The sequence below is a fragment of the Candidatus Clostridium helianthi genome, from assembly GCF_045310795.1.
Classification (GTDB): Bacteria; Bacillota; Clostridia; order Clostridiales; family Clostridiaceae; genus Clostridium; species Clostridium helianthi.
Window position 1 is genome coordinate 49,108 of sequence record NZ_JBJIAB010000001.1, and the last position, 20,474, is coordinate 69,581.

A 20,474-nucleotide genomic window follows, 5' to 3' on the forward strand; every position below is an offset into this window, starting at 1 on the left:
GACCTCCCTTTAGGTTCATCTAATCATTAATAATATTGTATAATTTTTCTATAATTTGTATAGTTTAAAATAATAGAGCGGAAAACTCCGCTCTAAAAATTATCTTCTTAAACCTAATTCTTTGATTAAAGTTCTATATCTTTCGATATCTTGATCACTTAAATAGTTTAAAAGACCTCTTCTTTGACCAACCATCATTAATAGCCCTCTTCTTGAGTGATGATCTTTCTTATGAACTTTTAAATGTTCAGTTAAAGATTGAATTCTTTCAGTAAGTAATGCTACTTGAACTTCTGGTGAACCAGTGTCTCCTTCGCTTCTTCCAAACTTTTTAATTAATTCCAATTTTCTTGCCTTATCCATTATAAGTGCACCTCCGTGTATTATATTAATTATCCCCTAGTTCCAAGTAAAAGATGGCACCTTACAACTTAGAATTAGGTTCCCTGTGTTATTATATCAAAAGTAACTATTATTGTAAACTATATTATTAAAGCCGACATGCAATTCTCATTTTTTGCAAAAGCCTTATCATTTTCGAGCTGGTCCTTTAACTCTTCTAAACTATTAAATTTTTCTTCGTCGCGGATTTTTTTTATAAAACTCACATCTATTTTATCTCCGTATATTTCTTTATTAAAATCTAATATATACGTTTCTACCGTTAAATTTTTACCTTCAACCGTAGGATTATATCCAACAGATGTAATTCCTTTATATATATTATTATTTACCTTAATATTAGTATAATATACACCAATCTTAGGTAAAATGAAATTTTCATCATATTTTAAATTCGCTGTAGGAAAACCTATAGTTCTTCCAATTTTCTTTCCATGAATAATTTCACCACTTAATGTATAAGGCATGCTGAGCATATTATTAGCTTCTGAAACCTCACCATCTTGAATGGCTTTTCTAATTCTAGTACTGCTTACAACATCGTTATTATATGTACATGGATCCATAACATATAGTTCATACCCATATTCATTTTGCAATTCTCTTAGAAGTTCTACATTTCCTAAATTTTTGTATCCGAATTTATAATTAAACCCTACAACAAACCCCTTGATATTATAATTAACTATCAAAAACTCTATAAATTCCTTTGGAGTCATTTTCATAAATTCAAGATCAAATTCCTTAAAGCAAACTATATCTACTTTATGTTTTTCCAGAATTTTTGCTTTTCTTTCATTGTCCATCAAAAGTTTTACTGAGTTTTCTTTATTTATAAGAGTTCTCGGATGGTTTTTAAATGTAAAAACCATACTTCTCCCTTTATTTTTTTTTGCAACTTCTACTACTTTGTTTATTAAAGAAAGATGCCCAATATGAAGTCCATCAAAACTTCCAAGAGCTATATAATTATTAGAACTTTGAATATCTTTTGAATGTTTATCTATAATTATCATTATTCTTACTCCTAAATCAAGGCACCCAGAAAAACAGCTACATACTAGTTAAGATGCCTAAAGCAACAATTTTTCGATTTTGAATCCATCATCATCTTGTTTTCCAATTCCTATAAAAGTACCTTCACTATCATATACCCTATATAAAACATTTTTTTCTCTTTTTTCATTTGTCAATCTCTTATCGAATACTTTAACTCCATTTACTAATAATTTAGTAAATGTACTCTTTACTGTAATCTTAGGGTAAAAAGAAAGTGCATCCTCTATAGTCATAATATAATCTTGTATATTTTCCTTAGTTAAATCATCTATGTTTACACTATCTGATTGCTTAAAAATAGATGTTTCAGATCTATTTAATTCTGCCATAGCTGCTCCAACTTTTAGTTTTTCACCAATATCATAACATAAACTTCTAATATATGTCCCTTTTGAACAAGCTACTTTCATATATACATAAGGTAATTCAATCTTCAAGTCTGATATATTAAATATTCTAACTTTTCTCGCTTCTCTTTCTACCTCAATACCTTTCCTCGCCAAATCATAGAGCCTTACTCCATTTTTTTTAAGGGCAGAATACATAGGTGGAACTTGGTCATATTCTCCGATAAAAGATAATGCAACCTCTGAAACTTCATCACTCTTAATATGATCTATTTCATTCTTCTCCAATATCTCACCTTCAAGATCATATGTAGTTGTCTTCACTCCAAGTAGAAACTTCACCTCATATACCTTATTACTGTTCATTATATAATCAATAGTTTTTGTAGCTTTTCCAAGGCAGACTGGAAGGACTCCAGTAGCTTCTGGGTCCAATGTTCCAGTATGACCAACTTTCTTCTCGTTAGCTAAGAATTTTATTTTTCTAACTACATCAAAGGAAGTCATTCCTTTATTTTTGAATATATTTAATACTCCATTTATCTGTGAAGTTTTTGTATCTTTCATATATGAATTCTCTATTCCTTCCTTATATAAGTGAAGTTATTACTTACTTTTCATAAATATAATTTATATTTTATTTTTTATTATTTAAGCTCTTCTTTAAGTATCTTTAGCAGATTTTCTTTTGCAGTTTCTATATCTACGCCTTTTTGCATAACTCCAGCAGCTTTTATATGTCCGCCACCGCCATATACTTCTGCAACTTTTCGAACATCCACATCATTTTTAGATCTTAAGCTTCCTTTAACTCCATCTTCAACTTCTTTCAAAAGCATAGAAACTTCTACGCCTTTAATTCCAAGGCCAACTGAAATTATATCTGAAGTATCAGTATTTTTTAAGTTAAATTCCTCTAACATTCCCTTCGGTATCTCAAGGACTGCCACTTTATTTTCTAGAGCGAGCTCAATATTAGATAACACACATCCCATTAATTTTACTTTCTCAAATGGTTTATTATCAAAAAGATTGCTATGGACTTTACTGTTGTTTACTCCAAGTTCTATAAGTTCTGATACTATTTTATGAGTTCTCTTAGTAACATTGGAATGTCTAAAAGAACCTGTATCTGTTACAATTCCTGTATAAACTGCACTCCCTATATTTATTTCAACATCAGTTTTATTCTTAAAATCAATTCCTAACTCTTCTGCTAGCAAATATGATATTTCACATGTGGCTGCTGCACTTACATCTACATAATTAATAAATCCATATTCTTCATTTGAAATATGATGATCAATATTAATGACCTTACCTTTGTAATTACTTAGATCTGCAGATATTCTTTCAACATTACCACAATCTAGTATTATTACAAGATCAGTACCTTCTTTTGGTTCTAAAGTATTACCATCAATTTCATTTGCAAAAGAAAGGAAAGAGAGGTTATCAGAAATAACATCTCTTGATATAATATATGAATCCTTCCCTAAATGCCTTAATGCATTTAGTAGTGCTAAAGTGCTACCTATAGCATCTCCATCTGGAGATGTATGGAATGATAATCCAATTCTTTTTGATTTTAAAATCTCTTCTTTTATTTCTTTAAGACTACTCATTACCCTTACTTATCCTTTGAATTAATTCATCCATATGCATACCGTAATTTATAGAGTCATCTAATTCAATAATTATTTCTGGTGTGTGCCTTAAATTTATTTTTTGGCCTACTGATTTCCTTATAAATCCACTTGCATTTTTTAATGCCTCTAGATTATTTTTCTTTTCCTCATCATCTTTAGAGAATATGCTTACATAAACCTTAGCATATCTTAAATCTTTTGTAACTTTAACATCTGTAACTGAAATCATAGCTGTAAGTCTTGGATCTTTAACTTCATTTTGAATTAAATTACTAATTTCTCTTTTAAATTCTTCGTTAATTCTTCCACCTCTATAGTTTGCCATGTTGATCTTCACCTCTTTTAAAGTTCTTTTCTCTTAATTGCCTCCATCATGAAGCATTCAACGATGTCACCTTCTTTAATATCGTTAAATTTTTCAATTGTTAAACCACATTCGTATCCAGCATTAACTTCTTTTGCATCATCTTTAAATCTCTTTAATGATGATAATGCAGATTCAAATATTACTATTCCATCTCTTATAACTCTTGTCTCTGCATTTCTTTGAAGTTTACCCTTTAGTACATAACAACCAGCAATTGTTCCTACATTTGAAATTTTATAAGTTTCTCTTACTTCTGCTGTTCCTAATATAACTTCTTTATAATCTGGTTCAAGCATTCCTATCATTGCTGATTTAACATCATCAATTGCATCATAGATAATTCTATAAGATTTAATATCTACTCCATCTCTATCAGCTTGAGCAGCTGCATTGTTATCAGGTCTTACATTAAATCCGATAACTATTGCATTAGATGCTGTCGCAAGAGTTATATCTGTTTCAGTTATAGCTCCAACGCCACCATGAATAACTCTTACCTTTACATCATCAGTAGAAAGTTTTTCTAAAGATTGCTTTATAGCTTCAACAGAACCTTGAACATCTGCTTTTACTATTATAGCAAGCTCTTTAACCTTACCTTCTTTAATTTGATTATATAAATCTTCTAATGATACTCTATGGTTAGCAAGTAAAGTTTCTGCTTTTAATTTGTCTTTTCTGCTTTCAGCCATATTTCTAGCAGTTTTTTCATCTTTTACTTGATTAAATCTATCTCCAGCTTCTGGAACTTCAGAAAGTCCGAGAACCTCCACTGGTATAGATGGTCCAGCAGATTTTATTTTTTTACCAGTATCATCAAACATAGCCCTTATTCTACCATATGTAGATCCGACTAATATAGAATCTCCTACTCTTAAAGTTCCATTTTGAACTAAAAGACTAGCAACTGCTCCTCTACCTTTATCTAATTTAGCTTCTATAACAGTTCCAACTGCTCTTCTATCTTTGTTTGCTTTAAGCTCAAGCATTTCTGCAGTAAGTAGAACCATCTCTAATAACTTATCAATATTAAGGTTTTGTTTCGCAGATACTTCTTCACATATAGTATCTCCGCCCCAGTCTTCTGCAAGCAATCCTTGTTCAGCTAATTCTTGCTTAACTCTATCTACATTTGCTCCTGGTTTATCTATTTTATTTATTGCAACAACAATAGGAACTCCTGCTGCTTTACAGTGATTGATAGCTTCCTTAGTTTGTGGCATGATTCCATCATCTGCAGCAACAACTAATATAACGACATCTGTAATTTGTGCACCTCTAGCTCTCATAGCTGTAAACGCTTCATGACCCGGAGTATCTAAAAATGTTATTTCTTCTCCGTTCAATTTAATAGTATAAGCACCTATATGCTGAGTTATACCACCTGCTTCTGTATCAGTAACTTTTGCTTTTCTTATACAATCAAGTAAAGATGTTTTACCATGGTCAACATGACCCATAACAGTTACAATTGGTGGTCTCTTTTGAAGATTTTCTTCATCATCTTCTTCTATTTTTAATACTTCTAATTCTTGAATTTCTTCTTTTCTTTCAACTAAAACTCCATATTCAGCACATACCTTTTCTGCAGTTTCAAAATCTATTTCCGCATTTATTGCTGCCATAACTCCAGCAAAAATTAACGTTCTTATTACATCATTTGAAGGTTGTTGCAATTTTTCTGCCAATTCCTTAACGGTTATGCTTCCACCAATTTCAATTACTTTACCTTCAGCCTCTGCTTCAGCAGCTATTCTTGCTTCTTCTTGTTCTTCTTTTTTAGTCTTTTTCTTTTTCTTTATACCTTTGTTAAGTTGTTCTGCTAATTCATCTTCATATTCGTCAACTATGCTTTTTGAATTCTCAGCATTATCAGCCGATGCTACTAAATCGCTTGGTGATTTTCCTGCTAATAATTCTTTTATTAATTCAGCATCTTCATCTTCAATTGTACTCATATGATTTTTTACTTCTATATTAAATTCTTCCTTTAATATAGTTATTAATTCCTTTGACTCTATGTTTAATTCTTTTGCTAATTCATGTACTCTTATTTTTGACATGCAGTCACCCCCGTATTATTATCTACTCATATATTTTTTCCTCCTCATATAACGCTAACAGTCTTTTTGCTATATCGTTATCTAGAATTCCCAGCAACATAATTTCTTTACGTCCAATTGGAGGTCCTAGTTGTTCTTTTGAGAAGTCTTCAATATATGGTATATTTTTTTCATTACAATGCTTTTTAAATTTATCTTTAGATTTATCTGATAAATCATTAGATATGATAAAAAGATAAATTTTAGTATTATTTCTATAGTCATCACACTTGCTATATCCTTCAAGCAAGTTTCCTGACTTCTTTGCCATACTTAGAAAGTTAAAAAACTTATTCATTATTTACTTCATCCTTTAGTTTATTATAAATTTCTTCACTTATAGGAATTTCTAAATTTCTACTAAGTCTTTTTGCTTTAAATGCTTTTTCTAAGCACTCTGTGTTCTTACAAATGTATGCGCCTCTTCCTGATTTTTTACCAGTCAGATCAACACACACTTCGCCTTCTGGAGTTTTAACTACTCTTATTAATTCTTTTTTGGGTTTCATTTCCATGCAACCAGTGCACATTCTTAAAGGAATTTTCTTAACCTTCATGAAAAGCACCCCTCTATTCTTGTATTTCTTCCATTGAAGTTTCTTCATCTATTGAATCATCAACTTCAATATCATCAAAAATTTCTAATTCATTTAAATCAGTAGTTTGTTCATTTTCTATTTCTACTTCGGTATTTAGAATTCTTTCATCTTCTTCATCTTGTGCTTCTTTTTGAGATTTACTCTTTATATCTATCTTCCAATTTGTAAGCTTAGCCGCAAGTCTTACATTTTGGCCTTCTTTACCTATTGCAAGAGATAATTGATTATCATCAACAACAACCTTAGCAGATTTATTATCTTCATCAACTGCTACACTTAAGACCTTTGCAGGACTTAAAGAATTAGCTATAAATTCTTCTGGATTCTTGCTCCATTTTATTATATCTATTTTTTCGTTTTTAAGTTCATTAACTATACTTTGTACTCTTACTCCTTTTGGTCCCACACAAGCGCCCATTGGATCTACTTCTTCATCGTTAGAGTATACAGCTATTTTACTTCTTGAACCTGCTTCTCTTGAAATACTTTTAATTTCAACTACTCCTTCAAATATTTCTGGAACTTCAAGTTCGAATAGTCTTTTAACTAATCCAGGATGTGTTCTTGATACATGTATTTGAGGTCCTTTATTACCATTTTTAACTTCAACTATATATAGTTTTAACTTTTCGTTGAATTTATATTCCTCATTTGGAATTTGTTCATTAGGTCCTATTATACCTTCCAATTTTCCCAAATTTACAAAAACAATACCTTTATCTTTTCTTAATATAGTCCCTGTAATTATATCAAATTCTTTTTCTTTGTATTCGTCATATATTATAGTTCTTTCAGCTTCCTTAATTCTTTGAGTAACAACCTGTTTAGCAAGTTGTGCTGCAACTCTTCCGAAATTTTTAGGAGTTACTTCTAAACTTATAATATCATCAACTTCACTTTTTGGATTTAATTCTTTAGCTTCTTCTAATGAAATTTCTGTTACATCATCATATACCTCATCAACTACTGTTTTTTGAGCATATACATGTATTTCTCCTGTTTCTCTATCAATATTAACTTTAACGTTTTGCGCATTTGTATTGGCATTGGCATAATTTTTCTTATACGCTGCAACCATCGCATCTTGAATAGTTGTAAAAAGTAAATCTTCACAAATCCCCTTTTCCTTAACTAATTCTTTAAGAGCACCTACAAACTCTTCATTCATTTTTATACCCTCCTCGTTATATTTCCCCTTCTAAATTTGCTGCTTTAATTTTATCTCTTGGTATTTTAACTTCTGTCTCGCCTTCTACTAATATAGAATCTTCTGAGACATCTCTTAATACTCCTTTTACACTTTTCACTCCATTTAGTGAACTAGTAAGCCTAATTAGCACTTCTCTTCCTATGTACTTATTAAAATGCTCTTCTTTATATAATCCTCTATTTAGACCTGGTGAAGAAACTTCTAGATAATAGGCTTCCTTAATTGGATCTTCTGAATCTAGAACATCACTAACTCTTCTTGAAACTGCTTCACAATCATTTAGTGATACTCTACCTTCTTTATCTATATATATTCTTAAGTAAAACTCACCGTTTTCCTTAACATATTCTACATAATATAATTCACATGACAATTCTGAAACAATAGGTCTTACTAATTCTTCAATTCTTTCAATCAATACATCTTTTTTCATCTTTCTAACCCTCACTTTCATCTTTTAAAAACACATGTCTCATATCTATCTTATGCATTTTTAAAATTTGTAATCAAAAACGCAACTATCTTAAGTTAGTTGCGTTACAAACAGAAAGAGCGGGTAACTTCCCACTCCTTTTTTCTAGCTATTAGAAATAAATCTTCTTATATGATATCATAAACAAATTAACTTTACAAGTGATATTCCCAAATTTTAAATATCTGCTCAATATTTTAATGCATAGTTCATAATTCACAATTTTAAAATACCTTTTATAGACATACACATTATTATATATACTTAGCCATAATTTTTCAATCTGCGAAAACATCCTTAATTACACTTCGTGCCTTTTTAATCTATGAATTATTCTTAATTTTTCTTCTCACCTTTTTCATCTGTGAAATGTTCTTAATTGCGCTCCACACCTTTTTCATCTGTGAAATGTTCTTAATTGTGCTCCGCACCTTTTTCATCTGTGCATAATTTTTCTATTTCTTCCATTAGGGCATCAATAAGATCTTCTTCCTTTACTTTCTTTATGATTTCGCCTTTTTTAAAAATTATTCCTTCTCCTTTTCCACCAGCAATACCAATATCAGATTCTCTAGCCTCTCCAGGCCCATTCACAACACATCCCATGACAGCAACTTTAATATCTTTTTTATAATTTTCAAGCCTTTTCTCAACTTCTTCTGCAATTTTTATCAAGTTTATTTGTGTTCTACCGCAAGTAGGACAAGATACGAATTCAACACCTTTTTTCCTTAATCCCAATGCTTTTAAAATTTCAATTCCAACCTTTATTTCTTCAATTGGATCAGTGGTTAATGATACCCTTATAGTATCACCTATTCCTTCTGCAAGAAGCGTCCCTATTCCTATACTTGATTTAATTGTCCCTCTTTGAATAGTTCCTGCTTCTGTCACTCCTAAATGAAGAGGGTAGTCACATTTTTCTGCTATCAATCTGTAACATTCTATCATCATTTGTACACTAGATGATTTTATGGATATCACAATATCGTGAAAGTCTAAATCCTCTAAAATTTTAACATGCCTTAAAGCACTTTCAACCAAACCCTCTGCAGTTGGCATGCCATATTTTTCTAGAATATCTTTTTCTAGAGACCCAGAATTAACACCTATTCTTATTGGTATCTTTTTCTCACTACAAGCTTCCTTAAGTATTTTTATTCTATCTACACTTCCTATATTACCAGGGTTTATTCTAAGAGCTGAAACACCATTTTCTATTGCTTTTAGCGCTAATTTGTAATCAAAATGTATATCTGCAACTACTGGGATTGGAGATCTTTTTGTAATTTCCCCTAGGCTTTCTGCATCTTCCATATCCAAAACTGCGCATCTTATGATATCACATCCAGCGTTATATAGCTTTTCTATTTGATTCAAAGTACTTTCTACATCCTTAGTACGAGTGTTTGTCATTGATTGTACTGTGACAGGTGAATCCCCTCCAACAAATACATTTCCAACCTTGACTTTTCTAGATTTTCTTCTTTCCATACAATGTATCTCCTCTAATTATAATTAACCTAAAATATAAACATTATATATATTGCAAAAATAATTCTTCATCATAATTCTAAAAATATTGCAAGAATTTTAGCCGTAATTGTGAATTGTGAATTGTGCATTGCATCATATATATTCTTGTACATTTTTCTTTTATAAAAATATTTCTAATACTACTTTTAATATCATCTTATAATTTTTATAAATTGTACATTATTAAAATTATGTATAGTAAGCTTAATACATTAAACTTAGCAAACTTGCATTCATATAAGAATCACTTCAAATCTGAATGCAAGTTTTTTATAGTTATAAAATCATTTTTTATTCCTAGAACTTTACAGGAAACAATATATCTTTTATTGTTACTAATATCATCAAGCCTATAAGTGCAGCAAATCCTATATAATTTAAAACTCCAACTATTTTATCCGGAACTTTTCTTCTAGTTATTAACTCTATAAGTAATATCACACACCAGCCTCCATCTAAAGCTGGGAAAGGTAAGAGATTAAAAACAGCTAAATTAACACTTAAAAAAGCAGTAAAGTAAAGTAGTGGCCAAATTCCAGCTTTAGCAGTTTCTGCTGACATCTTAACTATTGTAAGTGGACCACCTACATCAGTTTTTAAATTTGCCTTACCTGTGAATATCATCTCTAAACCTTTAAAAGTTTGAGAAACTAACGATGCTGTCTGATTAAAACTTTGCTTAAAGCTCTCAGCATATCCTGGATTTTGAACTCTTTCAAAATTAAGTCCTATTAACAATTGTCCTTGTTCATTCTTCTTTGGTGTTACTACAACGTCTTTCTTTTCTCCATTTCTTTCAATAGAAATATCCACTGGATTTCCATTTGATAATACTATTCCAGCCGAAATATTATCGTATGAGAAAGCTCTCATTCCATTTACTTTCACTATTTTATCTCCTGGTAAAATCCCTGCTTCTGAAGCCGGTGAGTCTGGAGTAACGCCAGTCGGAATCTTATTTGTGTACCCAAACGCATGTATAAAGAAAGTAAAAATAACTATCGCTAATACATAATTCATAAATACACCAGCAATTATTATACTTATCCTTCTCAACGGAGATTTTGCTGAAAAACTTCTTTCATCTTCAACACTTTCTTCTTCTCCCATCATTTTTACATATCCACCTATTGGAAATAACCTCAAAGAATATTGTGTTTCTTTTCCTTGGTTGGAAAAAATTTTGGGTCCCATCCCAATTGAAAATTCTTCTACTCTTACTCCATTAAGTTTCGCTAATGTAAAATGTCCAAGCTCATGAACTATTATTAAGACTCCAAATGCTAATATAGCCAAAATTATATACATATTAAATTTTTCCCTCCTTAAAGTACCGCATTTTTTATTACATATTCCTTAACTTCTTTATCTAAATCAATAATGTTTTCTAGGGTTAATTCCTTGTTTGCCTGAGCTTTGAATACTTCCATACATCTTTCTATTATGGCAGCTATTTGTAAAAATTTTATCTTTCTATCTAAAAATAACTCTACCGCCGCTTCATTTGCCCCATTTAAAATAGTTGGCATAAGTCCGCCTGCTTTCCCAGCTTTAAACGCTAAACTTAAAGCTTTAAAAGTATTTATATCAGGTTTTTCAAATGTTAATTGAGATATTTCATAAAAATCTATCGTATCTGCAATACGCTTTTCCCTATTTTCGTAAAGTAGAGCATATTGTATTGGTAATCTCATATCCTGTGCTCCAAGTTGTGCAACTATACTTCCATCATTATATTCTACCATCGAATGCACAATACTTTGTGGATGAACTACGACCTGTATATTATCGTAATCACAGTTAAAAAGCCAATGTGCTTCTATCACTTCAAGTCCTTTATTCATAAGTGTCGCAGAATCTATGGAAATTTTTCTCCCCATATTCCATTTTGGATGTTTCAGTGCATCTTCCACCTTTATATCTTCAAGATTTTCTAAAGTTCTTCCTCTAAAAGGTCCTCCTGAAGCAGTTAAAATTATTTTTCTTAAAGTATTTATATCATTCCCCCTTAAGCATTGAAATATAGCACTGTGTTCCGAATCCACTGGAAATATTTTTACATTGTTCTCTTTGGCAGCTTTCATTACAATTTCGCCTGCTACAACCAAAGTTTCCTTATTGGCAAGAGCAATGTCCTTTTTTGCCTCTATAGCTTTCATAGTTGGCTCTAATCCTATCATTCCAACTACAGAAGTTACTACCATATCAATTTCATTTAAAGAAGCTATCTCATCAAGTCCTTCTATACCTTCCAATACTTTAATCTTTTTATCATGCTCTTCACAATATTTTTTTATTTCGTGAGCACTTGCAGCATCCATCATACCTACATAAAAAGGTTTGAACTCTTCAATTATCTCAATAACTTTTTTTACAGATGTGTTTGCTGTTACTCCTATAAGCTTTAGTTCTCCATTTGATTTTCTTATTACATCTAAGGTCTGAGATCCTATCGAACCCGTAGCCCCTAGTATAGAAATGTTTTTCATTATTTTTCCTCCTAAAAGCAAATCTTAATCAGTACTGCTTAAGGTTTAATTCGAAGATTAAAAGCGTCTCAATTAACTTTAAATAAATTATTTAAATCAAACTAAGATTCTTTATTCTTCATAATCACTCAGTACTATAAATTATTTCTTTTGCTAGAATGCTATACATTGGGCCAATTAATATACCTAAAACACCAAATATTTTCACTCCTATGTATATAGATAACAATATAACAAGAGGGTGCATATCTAATTTATCGCCTAAAAATTTAGCCTCTAGTATTTCCCTAATAACTTGCACTAGTATATATAGACATATAAGACCAAATGCAGTAAGGAAATTCTTCATTATAATATTGTATATTATAATCGGAATAAATACAATTATAGTTCCAACATATGGTAATACATCTAAGATTCCACACACTATACCAAGTGCAAAAAAATTCGATACCCCAAGTATACAAAAGCCCATTATTATCTCCATAGTTGAAATTATGACTAAGATCCCCTCTATTCCAATCATTTGAGTAAAATTTTCTTTTTGATCTCTAAATCTCATCATCATTTCCTTTGGAAGTAACATAGAAATTAATTCTAAGATTTTTGATTTATCAATCAATATAAAAAAGGCACATATGTTTCCTATAAAATAGGCTAAAACACTATCCCCAGTATTTACTGCTCCCTTCCTTATATTCTGATCATTAATTATAGATATTACACTCTTTCCAATTTCCAAGTTATTAAAATTTACATTTAACGCAACTGAAATATCCTGAATAAATTTCTCTATCCATTCTAAATTTGTTAGGTATAATTTTTTTATTATATAAAAAATTTCACTTCCCAAATATATTGTCACAAGTATTATAATAATATTGACAGTAACAATACTTAAAGCCCCCGCAATTTTACTTGGTATTTTAGCCTTAATCATTATTTTGTATATAGGAGTACATACTATGATTATTATAATCATTGATAAAAACGGCTTAAAATAGTATTTTATAAAAAAAGTTCCTATCAATACAAATACAAAAGACAATAAAAGTGAGAAAAGTTTCTTATAAGTTTTAAAAATATTCTTCACCTCACTAACCTAATAATTATTAATATTTGTATATTATATGCCAATCATCTTCTGTTAAAAACTTCATAACTTAACTTATATAAAAAAATTAAAGATGACTGCTATTAAGTTCCGTATTGTGCTTCGCACTCTTTTCATATGTGTAGATTTTTTTACGCATCTGGCTTTTTCAAACTTATGAGAGAAAAATTTAACAGGCGAATATATTTTCTTTTTTATTCTTTTTATAAACCATAGCTTTCTGAATCAATCTTTTCCATAACTCATCTGCAGATTTAGCTTGAATATAAATCCTTAGAGATTACAAACTTGTGAATTCTTTGTAAATCTAAAAGTTCAGTTAACGCAAAAAAATTAAGCCTTATATAAGTTATACTATATAACGCTTAATTTCTCTCTAATTTTTAAATCTTTATTATAAAAGTTAAGTAATAAAATACTGCTGCTGCTGAAAAAATTATACTATCGAATCTATCTAGAACTCCCCCATGGCCAGGAATTAAATTACTATAATCTTTCACTCCTACATATCTTTTTATTGAGGATGCAACCAAATCTCCTAATTGTCCAAATAATCCGCATAAAATACCAATAATAAAATAATTATATATTGGCATAATATTAACATACTTTTGTACTACTATTCCAAATATACCTGTAAAAACAGTCGCCCCTATAAGGCCTCCTATTGAACCTTCTATGGTTTTCTTAGGTGAAACTTTAGGTGAAAGTTTGTGCTTTCCAAAAAGCTTTCCACTATAAAAAGCAGCTGTATCTGAAAGCCATGATCCTATAAATATAATCCAAACTAAAAATTCACCATGTGCTTTCACATTAACAAGATACACAAAACTAAATAAAATTCCACAATATATAAAACCAAGCAATGTTAGTGATGTGTCAATAAAAGTGTATTTCAAGTTTATAACCGGAAATATCAATAATATGAACGTTGCAGCAACAACAACATACATCATATTTTCGAAATTGTTATTCAAAAGATAATATATTATCAACAGGATATATCCTGCACTTCTCATTGGTTTAAAATCATTCTCTTTTAATGCATTGTAAAATTCCCACAAAGCCATCGCTGACAATGCAAATATAAAGCATTTAAGATAAATTCCCCCAAGAAATACAAACACTATAAATGGAGCAATCATAGCAGCACCCAAATATCTATTATTAGACTTCAAAATCTAACCACTCCTCTATTTAACTTTTCCAAAGCGCCTATCTCTATTTTGATAATCCGCTATAGCTTTTCTTAAATTTTCTTCTTTAAAATCAGGCCAATTAATATCAGAATACCAAAATTCTGAGTAAGCACATTGCCATAATAAAAAGTTACTAAGCCTTTGTTCCCCTGATGGTCTAATAATTAAATCCGGGTCAGGTATCCCTTTTGTATATAAATACTTTTCTACTAACGCTTCATTAATATCTTCTTCGCTTAATTTGCCATTCTTTATATCTGAACCAATGAGCTTAATAGCTCTAATTATCTCATCTCTGCCACCATAATTTAAGGCAAAATTCAAATTTATTTTAGTATTATTTTTAGTGATTTCTAATGCTTCTTCCAAAGCATCTTGACATTCTTGTGGCAATCTTGTCATATCACCTAAAACATTCATTTTCACACCATTTTCATGACACTCTTTTAGCTCTTTTTTAAGATAAGTTACCAATATTTTCATTATTGCTCCTACCTCATCTTTAGGTCTAGCCCAATTTTCAGTTGAAAAAGCATATAAAGTCAAATTTTTTATTCCAAGCCTTGTTGCTTCCTTTAAAACTCTTCTAATACTCTCCATACCCGCTCTATGTCCCATGCTTCTAGGTAAATTCTGTTCTTTTGCCCATCGTCCATTTCCATCCATTATTATAGCTATATGATTTGGTATGTTATTCATATCCAAGTCAAAATCTTGATTAAATTCCTTTTTTGATTTAAATATATTTAACATCTTTCTCCCCCTAGTTTATTAGAAAAACTTGACCTACCCGCATATATTCTTTATATACATTATTAATACTAAACCTTTTTCATATGAAGTCAACAATAAAGTCTTTACTAATTATCCTCATTTAAACAAAATGTAATAATATGTATTACTCTTCAACAATTTCACAAATATCTTGTTCATACTGATATTGAATCATATTTCACTTTCCCTGAGGAAAAATTCGCTTTACAACTTATCTTTTATCCAAAAATAAGTTAACCCTTATATGAGTCAACTAAATTAACCAATCCAAATAATATATTTAGATTTTTACTCTTCAGCTTGTTCAAAGAATAAATTATTCATATACTAAATTCTGAATTCTAAAATCTGCTTAAGGAAAAAACCTGCTTTTCTAGCAGGCTTTAAAATTTAAACTGATAAGACTTCTTTTTCTTTTGCAGCAATTATAGCATCTATTTCCTTTACAACTGCATCAGTCTTCTTTTGAACCTCATCTTCAGCTTTTTTTATTTCATCTTCTGATAAATCCGCATCCTTTTTTAATGCTTTTATTTTATCATTAGCAGTTTTTCTTATTGATCTTATAGCTACCTTAGCTTCTTCTCCTGTTTTTTTAACATTTTTAACAAGAGTTTTTCTAGTTTCTTCTGTTAATTCTGGTATTACTAATCTGATGATTGAACCATCACTTGAAGGATTTAATCCTAAATCTGATTTCAATATAGCTTTTTCTATCTCTTTCAATAGAGGCTTTTCCCACGGTGTTATCATAAGTACTCTTGGCTCTGGAGCTGAGACATTAGCTACTTGGCTAAGTGGGCACATGCTTCCATAATATTCAACATGAATTCTATCAAGCATCGTAGGGTTCGCTCTTCCTGCTTTCATTGTTGATAAATCTGATTTTAATACAGATATTGTTTTTTTCATTTTTTCTTCTGCATTTTGAATAATATCCTTAATCATGATTTTTCCTCCTATTTCTTTTTAAACACATAAAAGAAATAATAGACCAAAGATGCTACGTATATTTCGCGTCAGACACGGAAATAAATTCTGCTCACAGCGATGCTATTAGTAGAGTTTACTGATGAGCAGAGAACCCAAATCTATGATTTAGTATGAATCGCTTACTCAGCGAGCTCATGCGAGTCGAGCTTCCAATGGCACAAAATAAACAAGCATACTGGTTTATTATTTTCTTGGTTGTGTTGCAACTAATGTACCTATATTTTCTCCATACATAGCTCTTCTAATATTTCCTGGCTCATCTAACCCAAATACAAGGATAGGAATTTCATTGTCCATACACAATGAAGTTGCTGTAGAGTCCATTACTTGTAATCCTTGTTCTAATACTTCTATATATGATAGTGTATCATATTTTTTTGCATCTGAATACTTATGAGGGTCTTTATCATAAACTCCATCAACTTTTTTAGCTAAAAGAATTACATCCGCTTCAATTTCAGCAGCTCTAAGTGCTGCAGTAGTATCTGTTGAAAAATATGGATTTCCTGTACCAGCAGCAAATATAACAACTCTTCCTTTTTCTAAGTGTCTCATTGCTCTTCTTCTTATGAATGGTTCTGCAATTTCCTTCATTTCTATAGCAGTTTGTACTCTTGTTTTAACTCCAACTTGTTCTAAAGAATCTTGTAGCGCTAATGCATTTATACAAGTTGCCATCATTCCCATGTAATCTGCAGTAGTTCTGTCCATGCCTTCTCCACTTCTGCCTCTCCAAATGTTTCCGCCACCAACTACTGTTCCTACTTCAACGCCCATATCAATTAATTCTTTAATTTCAAGCGCAATTCTTTTTGCTACATTAAAATCAAGCCCAAATCCATTAACTCCTGCTAATGCTTCTCCTGAAAGTTTTAAAATTACTCTCTTGTATTTACAATCTGCCATTTATAATTACCTCCTGAATATTTTAGGGATCAATAAAACCTTTTTAATAAATATATGTACTTTATTTCTTAAAAAAAGAGAACACAAAGTGTTCTCTTTAGGTTCCAACTATTTACCGATTTGTCTTGCAACTTCTTCAGCAAAGTCTACCTTTTCAACTTCGATTCCTTCTCCTCTTTCGTATCTTACGAATCTAGTTATCTTAACTGGAGAACCAACCTCTTTAGATTTCTCTTCTAAGAATTTATTGATTGTCTTATCAGAATCTTTTACCCATGGTTGTTCTAAAAGACAAACTTCTTTAAAGTACTTTTGAATTCTTCCCATTACCATTTTTTCAACGATATTTTCTGGTTTTCCTTCATTTAAAGCTTGAACTCTGTAGATTTCTTTTTCTTTTTCCATAGATGTTGCATCAACATCATCTTTACCTAAGAATAATGGGTTTGCTGCTGCAATTTGCATACAAACTTCTTTTGCAACTTCATCTAAAACTTCTGAAGCTTTATCGCAAGAAACTTCTACTAAAACTCCAATTCTTCCACCACCATGGATATAGCTACTAACTATTCCATTATCAATAGTGAATTTAGTAAATCTTCTTACTGACATGTTTTCACCAAGTTTTGCTATTAAAGCTTTTAAACTTTCTGCTACTGTTGCTTCTCCATCAAACTTTTCTTCAAGAAGTTCTTCTACTGTTTTAACTGAAGTTTCAGCTACCATTTTAGCTAACTTATCAGCAAAACCAACAAATTCTTCGTTTAATGCAACAAAATCTGTTTCACAGTTGAATTCAAGAACTGTTCCTGTTTTCTTATCATCTGAAATATATGTCTTAACTATACCTTCAGCAGCAACTCTACCTGACTTCTTAGCTGCATCTGCAAGTCCTTTTTCTCTTAAGAATTCAACAGCCTTTTCAATACTTCCTTCTGTTTCAACTAGAGCTTTCTTACAATCCATCATTTTAGCTCCAGTCATTTCTCTTAGTTCTTTAACTAATTGTGCGCTTATATTTGCCATAAATTTAATTCCTCCTCTATATCGAAAGTAATCCTTAACACCTAATAAAAGGGCAGTTGGAGTGAACTCACTTACCCTTTTAAAGTTTATATAAACTACTCAGCTAATTGTTCGCCTTGTCTTCCTTCCATAATAGCATCAGCCATTTTAGCAGTTATTAATTTAACAGCTCTAATAGCATCGTCATTACCTGGGATTACGTAGTCAACTTCTTCTGGATCACAGTTAGTATCTACAATAGCAACAACTGGTATTCCTAAAATCTTAGCTTCTAAGATAGCATTTTTTTCTTTTCTTGGATCAACTATAAACATTGCTCCAACGTTTGATGCATCTAAGTTTCTGATACCGCCAAGATTCTTTTCAAGTTTTTCCATTTCGCCTTTAAGCTTTATAACTTCTTTCTTAGGAAGAACGTCAAAAGTTCCATCTTCTTGCATTTTTTCAATTTGTTCTAATTTTCTTATTCTACCTCTGATAGTTGAGAAGTTTGTTAACATTCCACCTAACCATCTGTTATTTACGAAATGCATGTTACTTCTGATAGCTTCTTCTTGTATTGCTTCTTGAGCTTGTTTCTTAGTTCCAACGAAAAGTATATCTTTTCCTTCTTCAGCTACTTGCTTAACGAAGTTATAAGCTTCTTCAGCTTTCTTAACTGTTTTTTGAAGGTCTATTATATAGATCCCGTTTCTTTCTGTGAAGATATATGGAGCCATTTTAGGATTCCATCTTCTTGTTTGGTGACCGAAGTGTACACCTGCTTCTAATAATTGTTTCATTGATATTACTGACATTTTGTTACCTCCTTGGTTTTTACCTCCACTATCTTCAGCTTATAAATTTCCCTTAAAATAAGGGCACCAAATCTATAAATTGGATAGTGTGTGTATTTCTTACCTTAAGTAGTATATCATAAGGTAATTATGGTATCAACAAAAATTTTTTCAATTTAACTTGCATAAATAAAAATATGCACATTATTTGTATTTAATAAAATTTTATTAATCATCTTAAAGTCTTCTCAAAATAGTTAAATCTTATACACAAATGGAATAAACTATATATTATTATTTGTATTATTGTGCTTCAAGATTTATTTTTATTTAGAATAAAATCTCTGAAGCTGTTAAGCAAGATTTTTTTTACACTTCTGCCTTTTCGAACGCATTTAAGAAAAATCTAGCTGGCGATACAATTTATTTTTTATTCTTTCAGATACTCCCTTAGTTAATTACCCGTTCAAAAAATTGTTCACATATTTTACTGAATTGTAAATTCTTAAAGAATAAAAAAATAGCTATAGACCATTACTTGTCTATAGCTATCTATTACTTAATCTTTTTTAATTCATCTATTAGCTTTTCATTTAATATTCTAATATAAGTACCTTTCATTCCAAGCGATCTTGATTCAATCACTCCTGCGCTTTCAAATTTTCTGAGTGCATTTACTATAACACTTCTAGTTATACCAACTTTATCAGCTATCTTTGAAGCTACTAAAAGTCCTTCATTTCCATTTAACTCATCAAAAATATGTTCAACTGCTTCCAATTCTGAGTATGAAAGGGTTCCTATTGCTAATTGGACTACTGCCTTTTTTCTAGTGTCTTCTGTTATTTCATCTTGCATAGCTCTAAGCATTTCCATTCCTACAATTGTTGCACTATATTCTACTATAACTAAATCCTCATCAGTAAATGGATTGCCAAATCTAGCTAAAATTAATGTTCCTAGTCTTTCTCTACTTCCTATAATAGGAACTATTGTTGATAGCTTATCTACCTTCTTGCATTTACCAATCTCTTGAAATACACATCTGCCTTCGTTAGGGAGATTAGATAATGTTTCATTAACTTCCAACAATGTCTTATTATAATCTTCTGGAAATTTTTTATCCTCTATTACCTTTTTCTTCATGGCTTCACATTCAAAATCTTTACCAAAAGTATATCCAAGTACTTTCCCCTTTTTGCTTATTATGTATACATTACATTCAAGAACTTCACTTAATAATGTACATATATCTTGAAATGCTACAGGTTCTGTACCAGATTTCTGCAGAATCTTATTTAACATTCTAGTTTTAGTTAATAATGATGACATATTATAATCCTCCTTGGCAGCTGTATAACAATATTATTTAGCAAAAGAATATTATTGTTAGAAAATTCTTAATTTATTGAATTTTTTTACAAGTTGCTACCAAGACTAGTTTATCATATAAA

Annotated in this window: 21 protein-coding genes; all 21 read right to left on the bottom strand. The window is 30.5% G+C overall.

All coding sequences use genetic code 11. From position 1 onward, the window contains the following. Nucleotides 1–99 precede the first annotated feature (99 nt). Entirely contained in the window at nt 100–363 is a 264-nt protein-coding gene (rpsO, locus tag ACJDTP_RS00185) for a 30S ribosomal protein S15 (RefSeq protein WP_011968544.1), read from the bottom strand. A 119-nt stretch (nt 364–482) separates the two neighbouring features. Then, the gene (locus tag ACJDTP_RS00190) at nt 483–1,418 is read right to left on the bottom strand and encodes a bifunctional riboflavin kinase/FAD synthetase (protein WP_077844546.1); all 936 of its coding nucleotides are present in this window, start codon (nt 1,416–1,418) and stop codon (nt 483–485) included. A gap of 57 nt (nt 1,419–1,475) precedes the next feature. After that, nucleotides 1,476–2,351, bottom strand: a complete 876-nt coding sequence (truB, locus tag ACJDTP_RS00195; protein ID WP_406760305.1) for a tRNA pseudouridine(55) synthase TruB — start codon at nt 2,349–2,351, stop codon at nt 1,476–1,478. A gap of 104 nt (nt 2,352–2,455) precedes the next feature. Continuing rightward, on the bottom strand, nt 2,456–3,433 hold the full coding sequence (locus ACJDTP_RS00200) for a DHH family phosphoesterase (protein WP_077839310.1): 978 nt from the start codon (nt 3,431–3,433) through the stop codon (nt 2,456–2,458). Further along, nucleotides 3,426–3,782, bottom strand: a complete 357-nt coding sequence (gene rbfA, locus ACJDTP_RS00205; RefSeq protein WP_011968540.1) for a 30S ribosome-binding factor RbfA — start codon at nt 3,780–3,782, stop codon at nt 3,426–3,428. The genes ACJDTP_RS00200 and rbfA overlap by 8 nt, the downstream gene beginning before the upstream one ends. Before the next feature lie 17 nt (nt 3,783–3,799). Beyond that, entirely contained in the window at nt 3,800–5,887 is a 2,088-nt protein-coding gene (gene infB, locus ACJDTP_RS00210; RefSeq protein WP_077839311.1) for a translation initiation factor IF-2, read from the bottom strand. 22 nt (nt 5,888–5,909) lie between these two features. Further along, nucleotides 5,910–6,224, bottom strand: a complete 315-nt coding sequence (locus tag ACJDTP_RS00215) for a ribosomal L7Ae/L30e/S12e/Gadd45 family protein (protein ID WP_406760183.1) — start codon at nt 6,222–6,224, stop codon at nt 5,910–5,912. Then, nucleotides 6,217–6,483 (bottom strand): RNase P modulator RnpM, encoded by a 267-nt coding sequence (gene rnpM, locus ACJDTP_RS00220; protein WP_017210732.1) that lies wholly within the window; start codon nt 6,481–6,483, stop codon nt 6,217–6,219. Before rnpM ends, ACJDTP_RS00215 begins: the two co-directional genes overlap by 8 nt. A 13-nt stretch (nt 6,484–6,496) precedes the next feature. After that, nucleotides 6,497–7,693 carry a transcription termination factor NusA gene (gene nusA / locus ACJDTP_RS00225; protein ID WP_078114867.1) on the bottom strand — a complete coding sequence of 399 codons (1,197 nt, stop codon included), beginning with the start codon at nt 7,691–7,693 and terminating at the stop codon, nt 6,497–6,499. Between the two features lie 16 nt (nt 7,694–7,709). Continuing rightward, entirely contained in the window at nt 7,710–8,168 is a 459-nt protein-coding gene (gene rimP / locus ACJDTP_RS00230) for a ribosome maturation factor RimP (RefSeq protein ID WP_077839312.1), read from the bottom strand. Nucleotides 8,169–8,621: 453 nt separating this feature from the next. Continuing rightward, on the bottom strand, nt 8,622–9,701 hold the full coding sequence (gene ispG / locus ACJDTP_RS00235) for a flavodoxin-dependent (E)-4-hydroxy-3-methylbut-2-enyl-diphosphate synthase (protein WP_077839313.1): 1,080 nt from the start codon (nt 9,699–9,701) through the stop codon (nt 8,622–8,624). Nucleotides 9,702–10,040: 339 nt separating this feature from the next. Next, nucleotides 10,041–11,051: an RIP metalloprotease RseP gene (gene rseP, locus ACJDTP_RS00240; protein WP_077841116.1), complete on the bottom strand. Its 1,011-nt coding sequence runs from the start codon at nt 11,049–11,051 to the stop codon at nt 10,041–10,043. 17 nt (nt 11,052–11,068) lie between these two features. After that, nucleotides 11,069–12,232: a 1-deoxy-D-xylulose-5-phosphate reductoisomerase gene (dxr, locus tag ACJDTP_RS00245; RefSeq protein ID WP_406760184.1), complete on the bottom strand. Its 1,164-nt coding sequence runs from the start codon at nt 12,230–12,232 to the stop codon at nt 11,069–11,071. 124 nt (nt 12,233–12,356) lie between these two features. Continuing rightward, nucleotides 12,357–13,325 carry an AI-2E family transporter gene (locus ACJDTP_RS00250; protein WP_103698988.1) on the bottom strand — a complete coding sequence of 323 codons (969 nt, stop codon included), beginning with the start codon at nt 13,323–13,325 and terminating at the stop codon, nt 12,357–12,359. A 404-nt stretch (nt 13,326–13,729) separates the two neighbouring features. Then, nucleotides 13,730–14,524 (bottom strand): phosphatidate cytidylyltransferase, encoded by a 795-nt coding sequence (locus tag ACJDTP_RS00255; RefSeq protein ID WP_077838858.1) that lies wholly within the window; start codon nt 14,522–14,524, stop codon nt 13,730–13,732. 15 nt (nt 14,525–14,539) lie between these two features. Further along, nucleotides 14,540–15,298 (bottom strand): isoprenyl transferase, encoded by a 759-nt coding sequence (locus ACJDTP_RS00260; protein ID WP_103698987.1) that lies wholly within the window; start codon nt 15,296–15,298, stop codon nt 14,540–14,542. Between the two features lie 411 nt (nt 15,299–15,709). Further along, nucleotides 15,710–16,267 (bottom strand): ribosome recycling factor, encoded by a 558-nt coding sequence (gene frr / locus ACJDTP_RS00265; RefSeq protein WP_077838856.1) that lies wholly within the window; start codon nt 16,265–16,267, stop codon nt 15,710–15,712. A gap of 228 nt (nt 16,268–16,495) precedes the next feature. After that, the gene (gene pyrH, locus ACJDTP_RS00270; RefSeq protein ID WP_017210741.1) at nt 16,496–17,218 is read right to left on the bottom strand and encodes a UMP kinase; all 723 of its coding nucleotides are present in this window, start codon (nt 17,216–17,218) and stop codon (nt 16,496–16,498) included. 108 nt (nt 17,219–17,326) lie between these two features. Beyond that, the gene (gene tsf / locus ACJDTP_RS00275) at nt 17,327–18,244 is read right to left on the bottom strand and encodes a translation elongation factor Ts (RefSeq protein WP_077838854.1); all 918 of its coding nucleotides are present in this window, start codon (nt 18,242–18,244) and stop codon (nt 17,327–17,329) included. A gap of 95 nt (nt 18,245–18,339) precedes the next feature. Beyond that, nucleotides 18,340–19,041: a 30S ribosomal protein S2 gene (gene rpsB / locus ACJDTP_RS00280; RefSeq protein WP_011968525.1), complete on the bottom strand. Its 702-nt coding sequence runs from the start codon at nt 19,039–19,041 to the stop codon at nt 18,340–18,342. Nucleotides 19,042–19,575: 534 nt separating this feature from the next. Further along, nucleotides 19,576–20,352, bottom strand: a complete 777-nt coding sequence (gene codY / locus ACJDTP_RS00285; RefSeq protein ID WP_011968524.1) for a GTP-sensing pleiotropic transcriptional regulator CodY — start codon at nt 20,350–20,352, stop codon at nt 19,576–19,578. Nucleotides 20,353–20,474 lie beyond the last annotated feature (122 nt).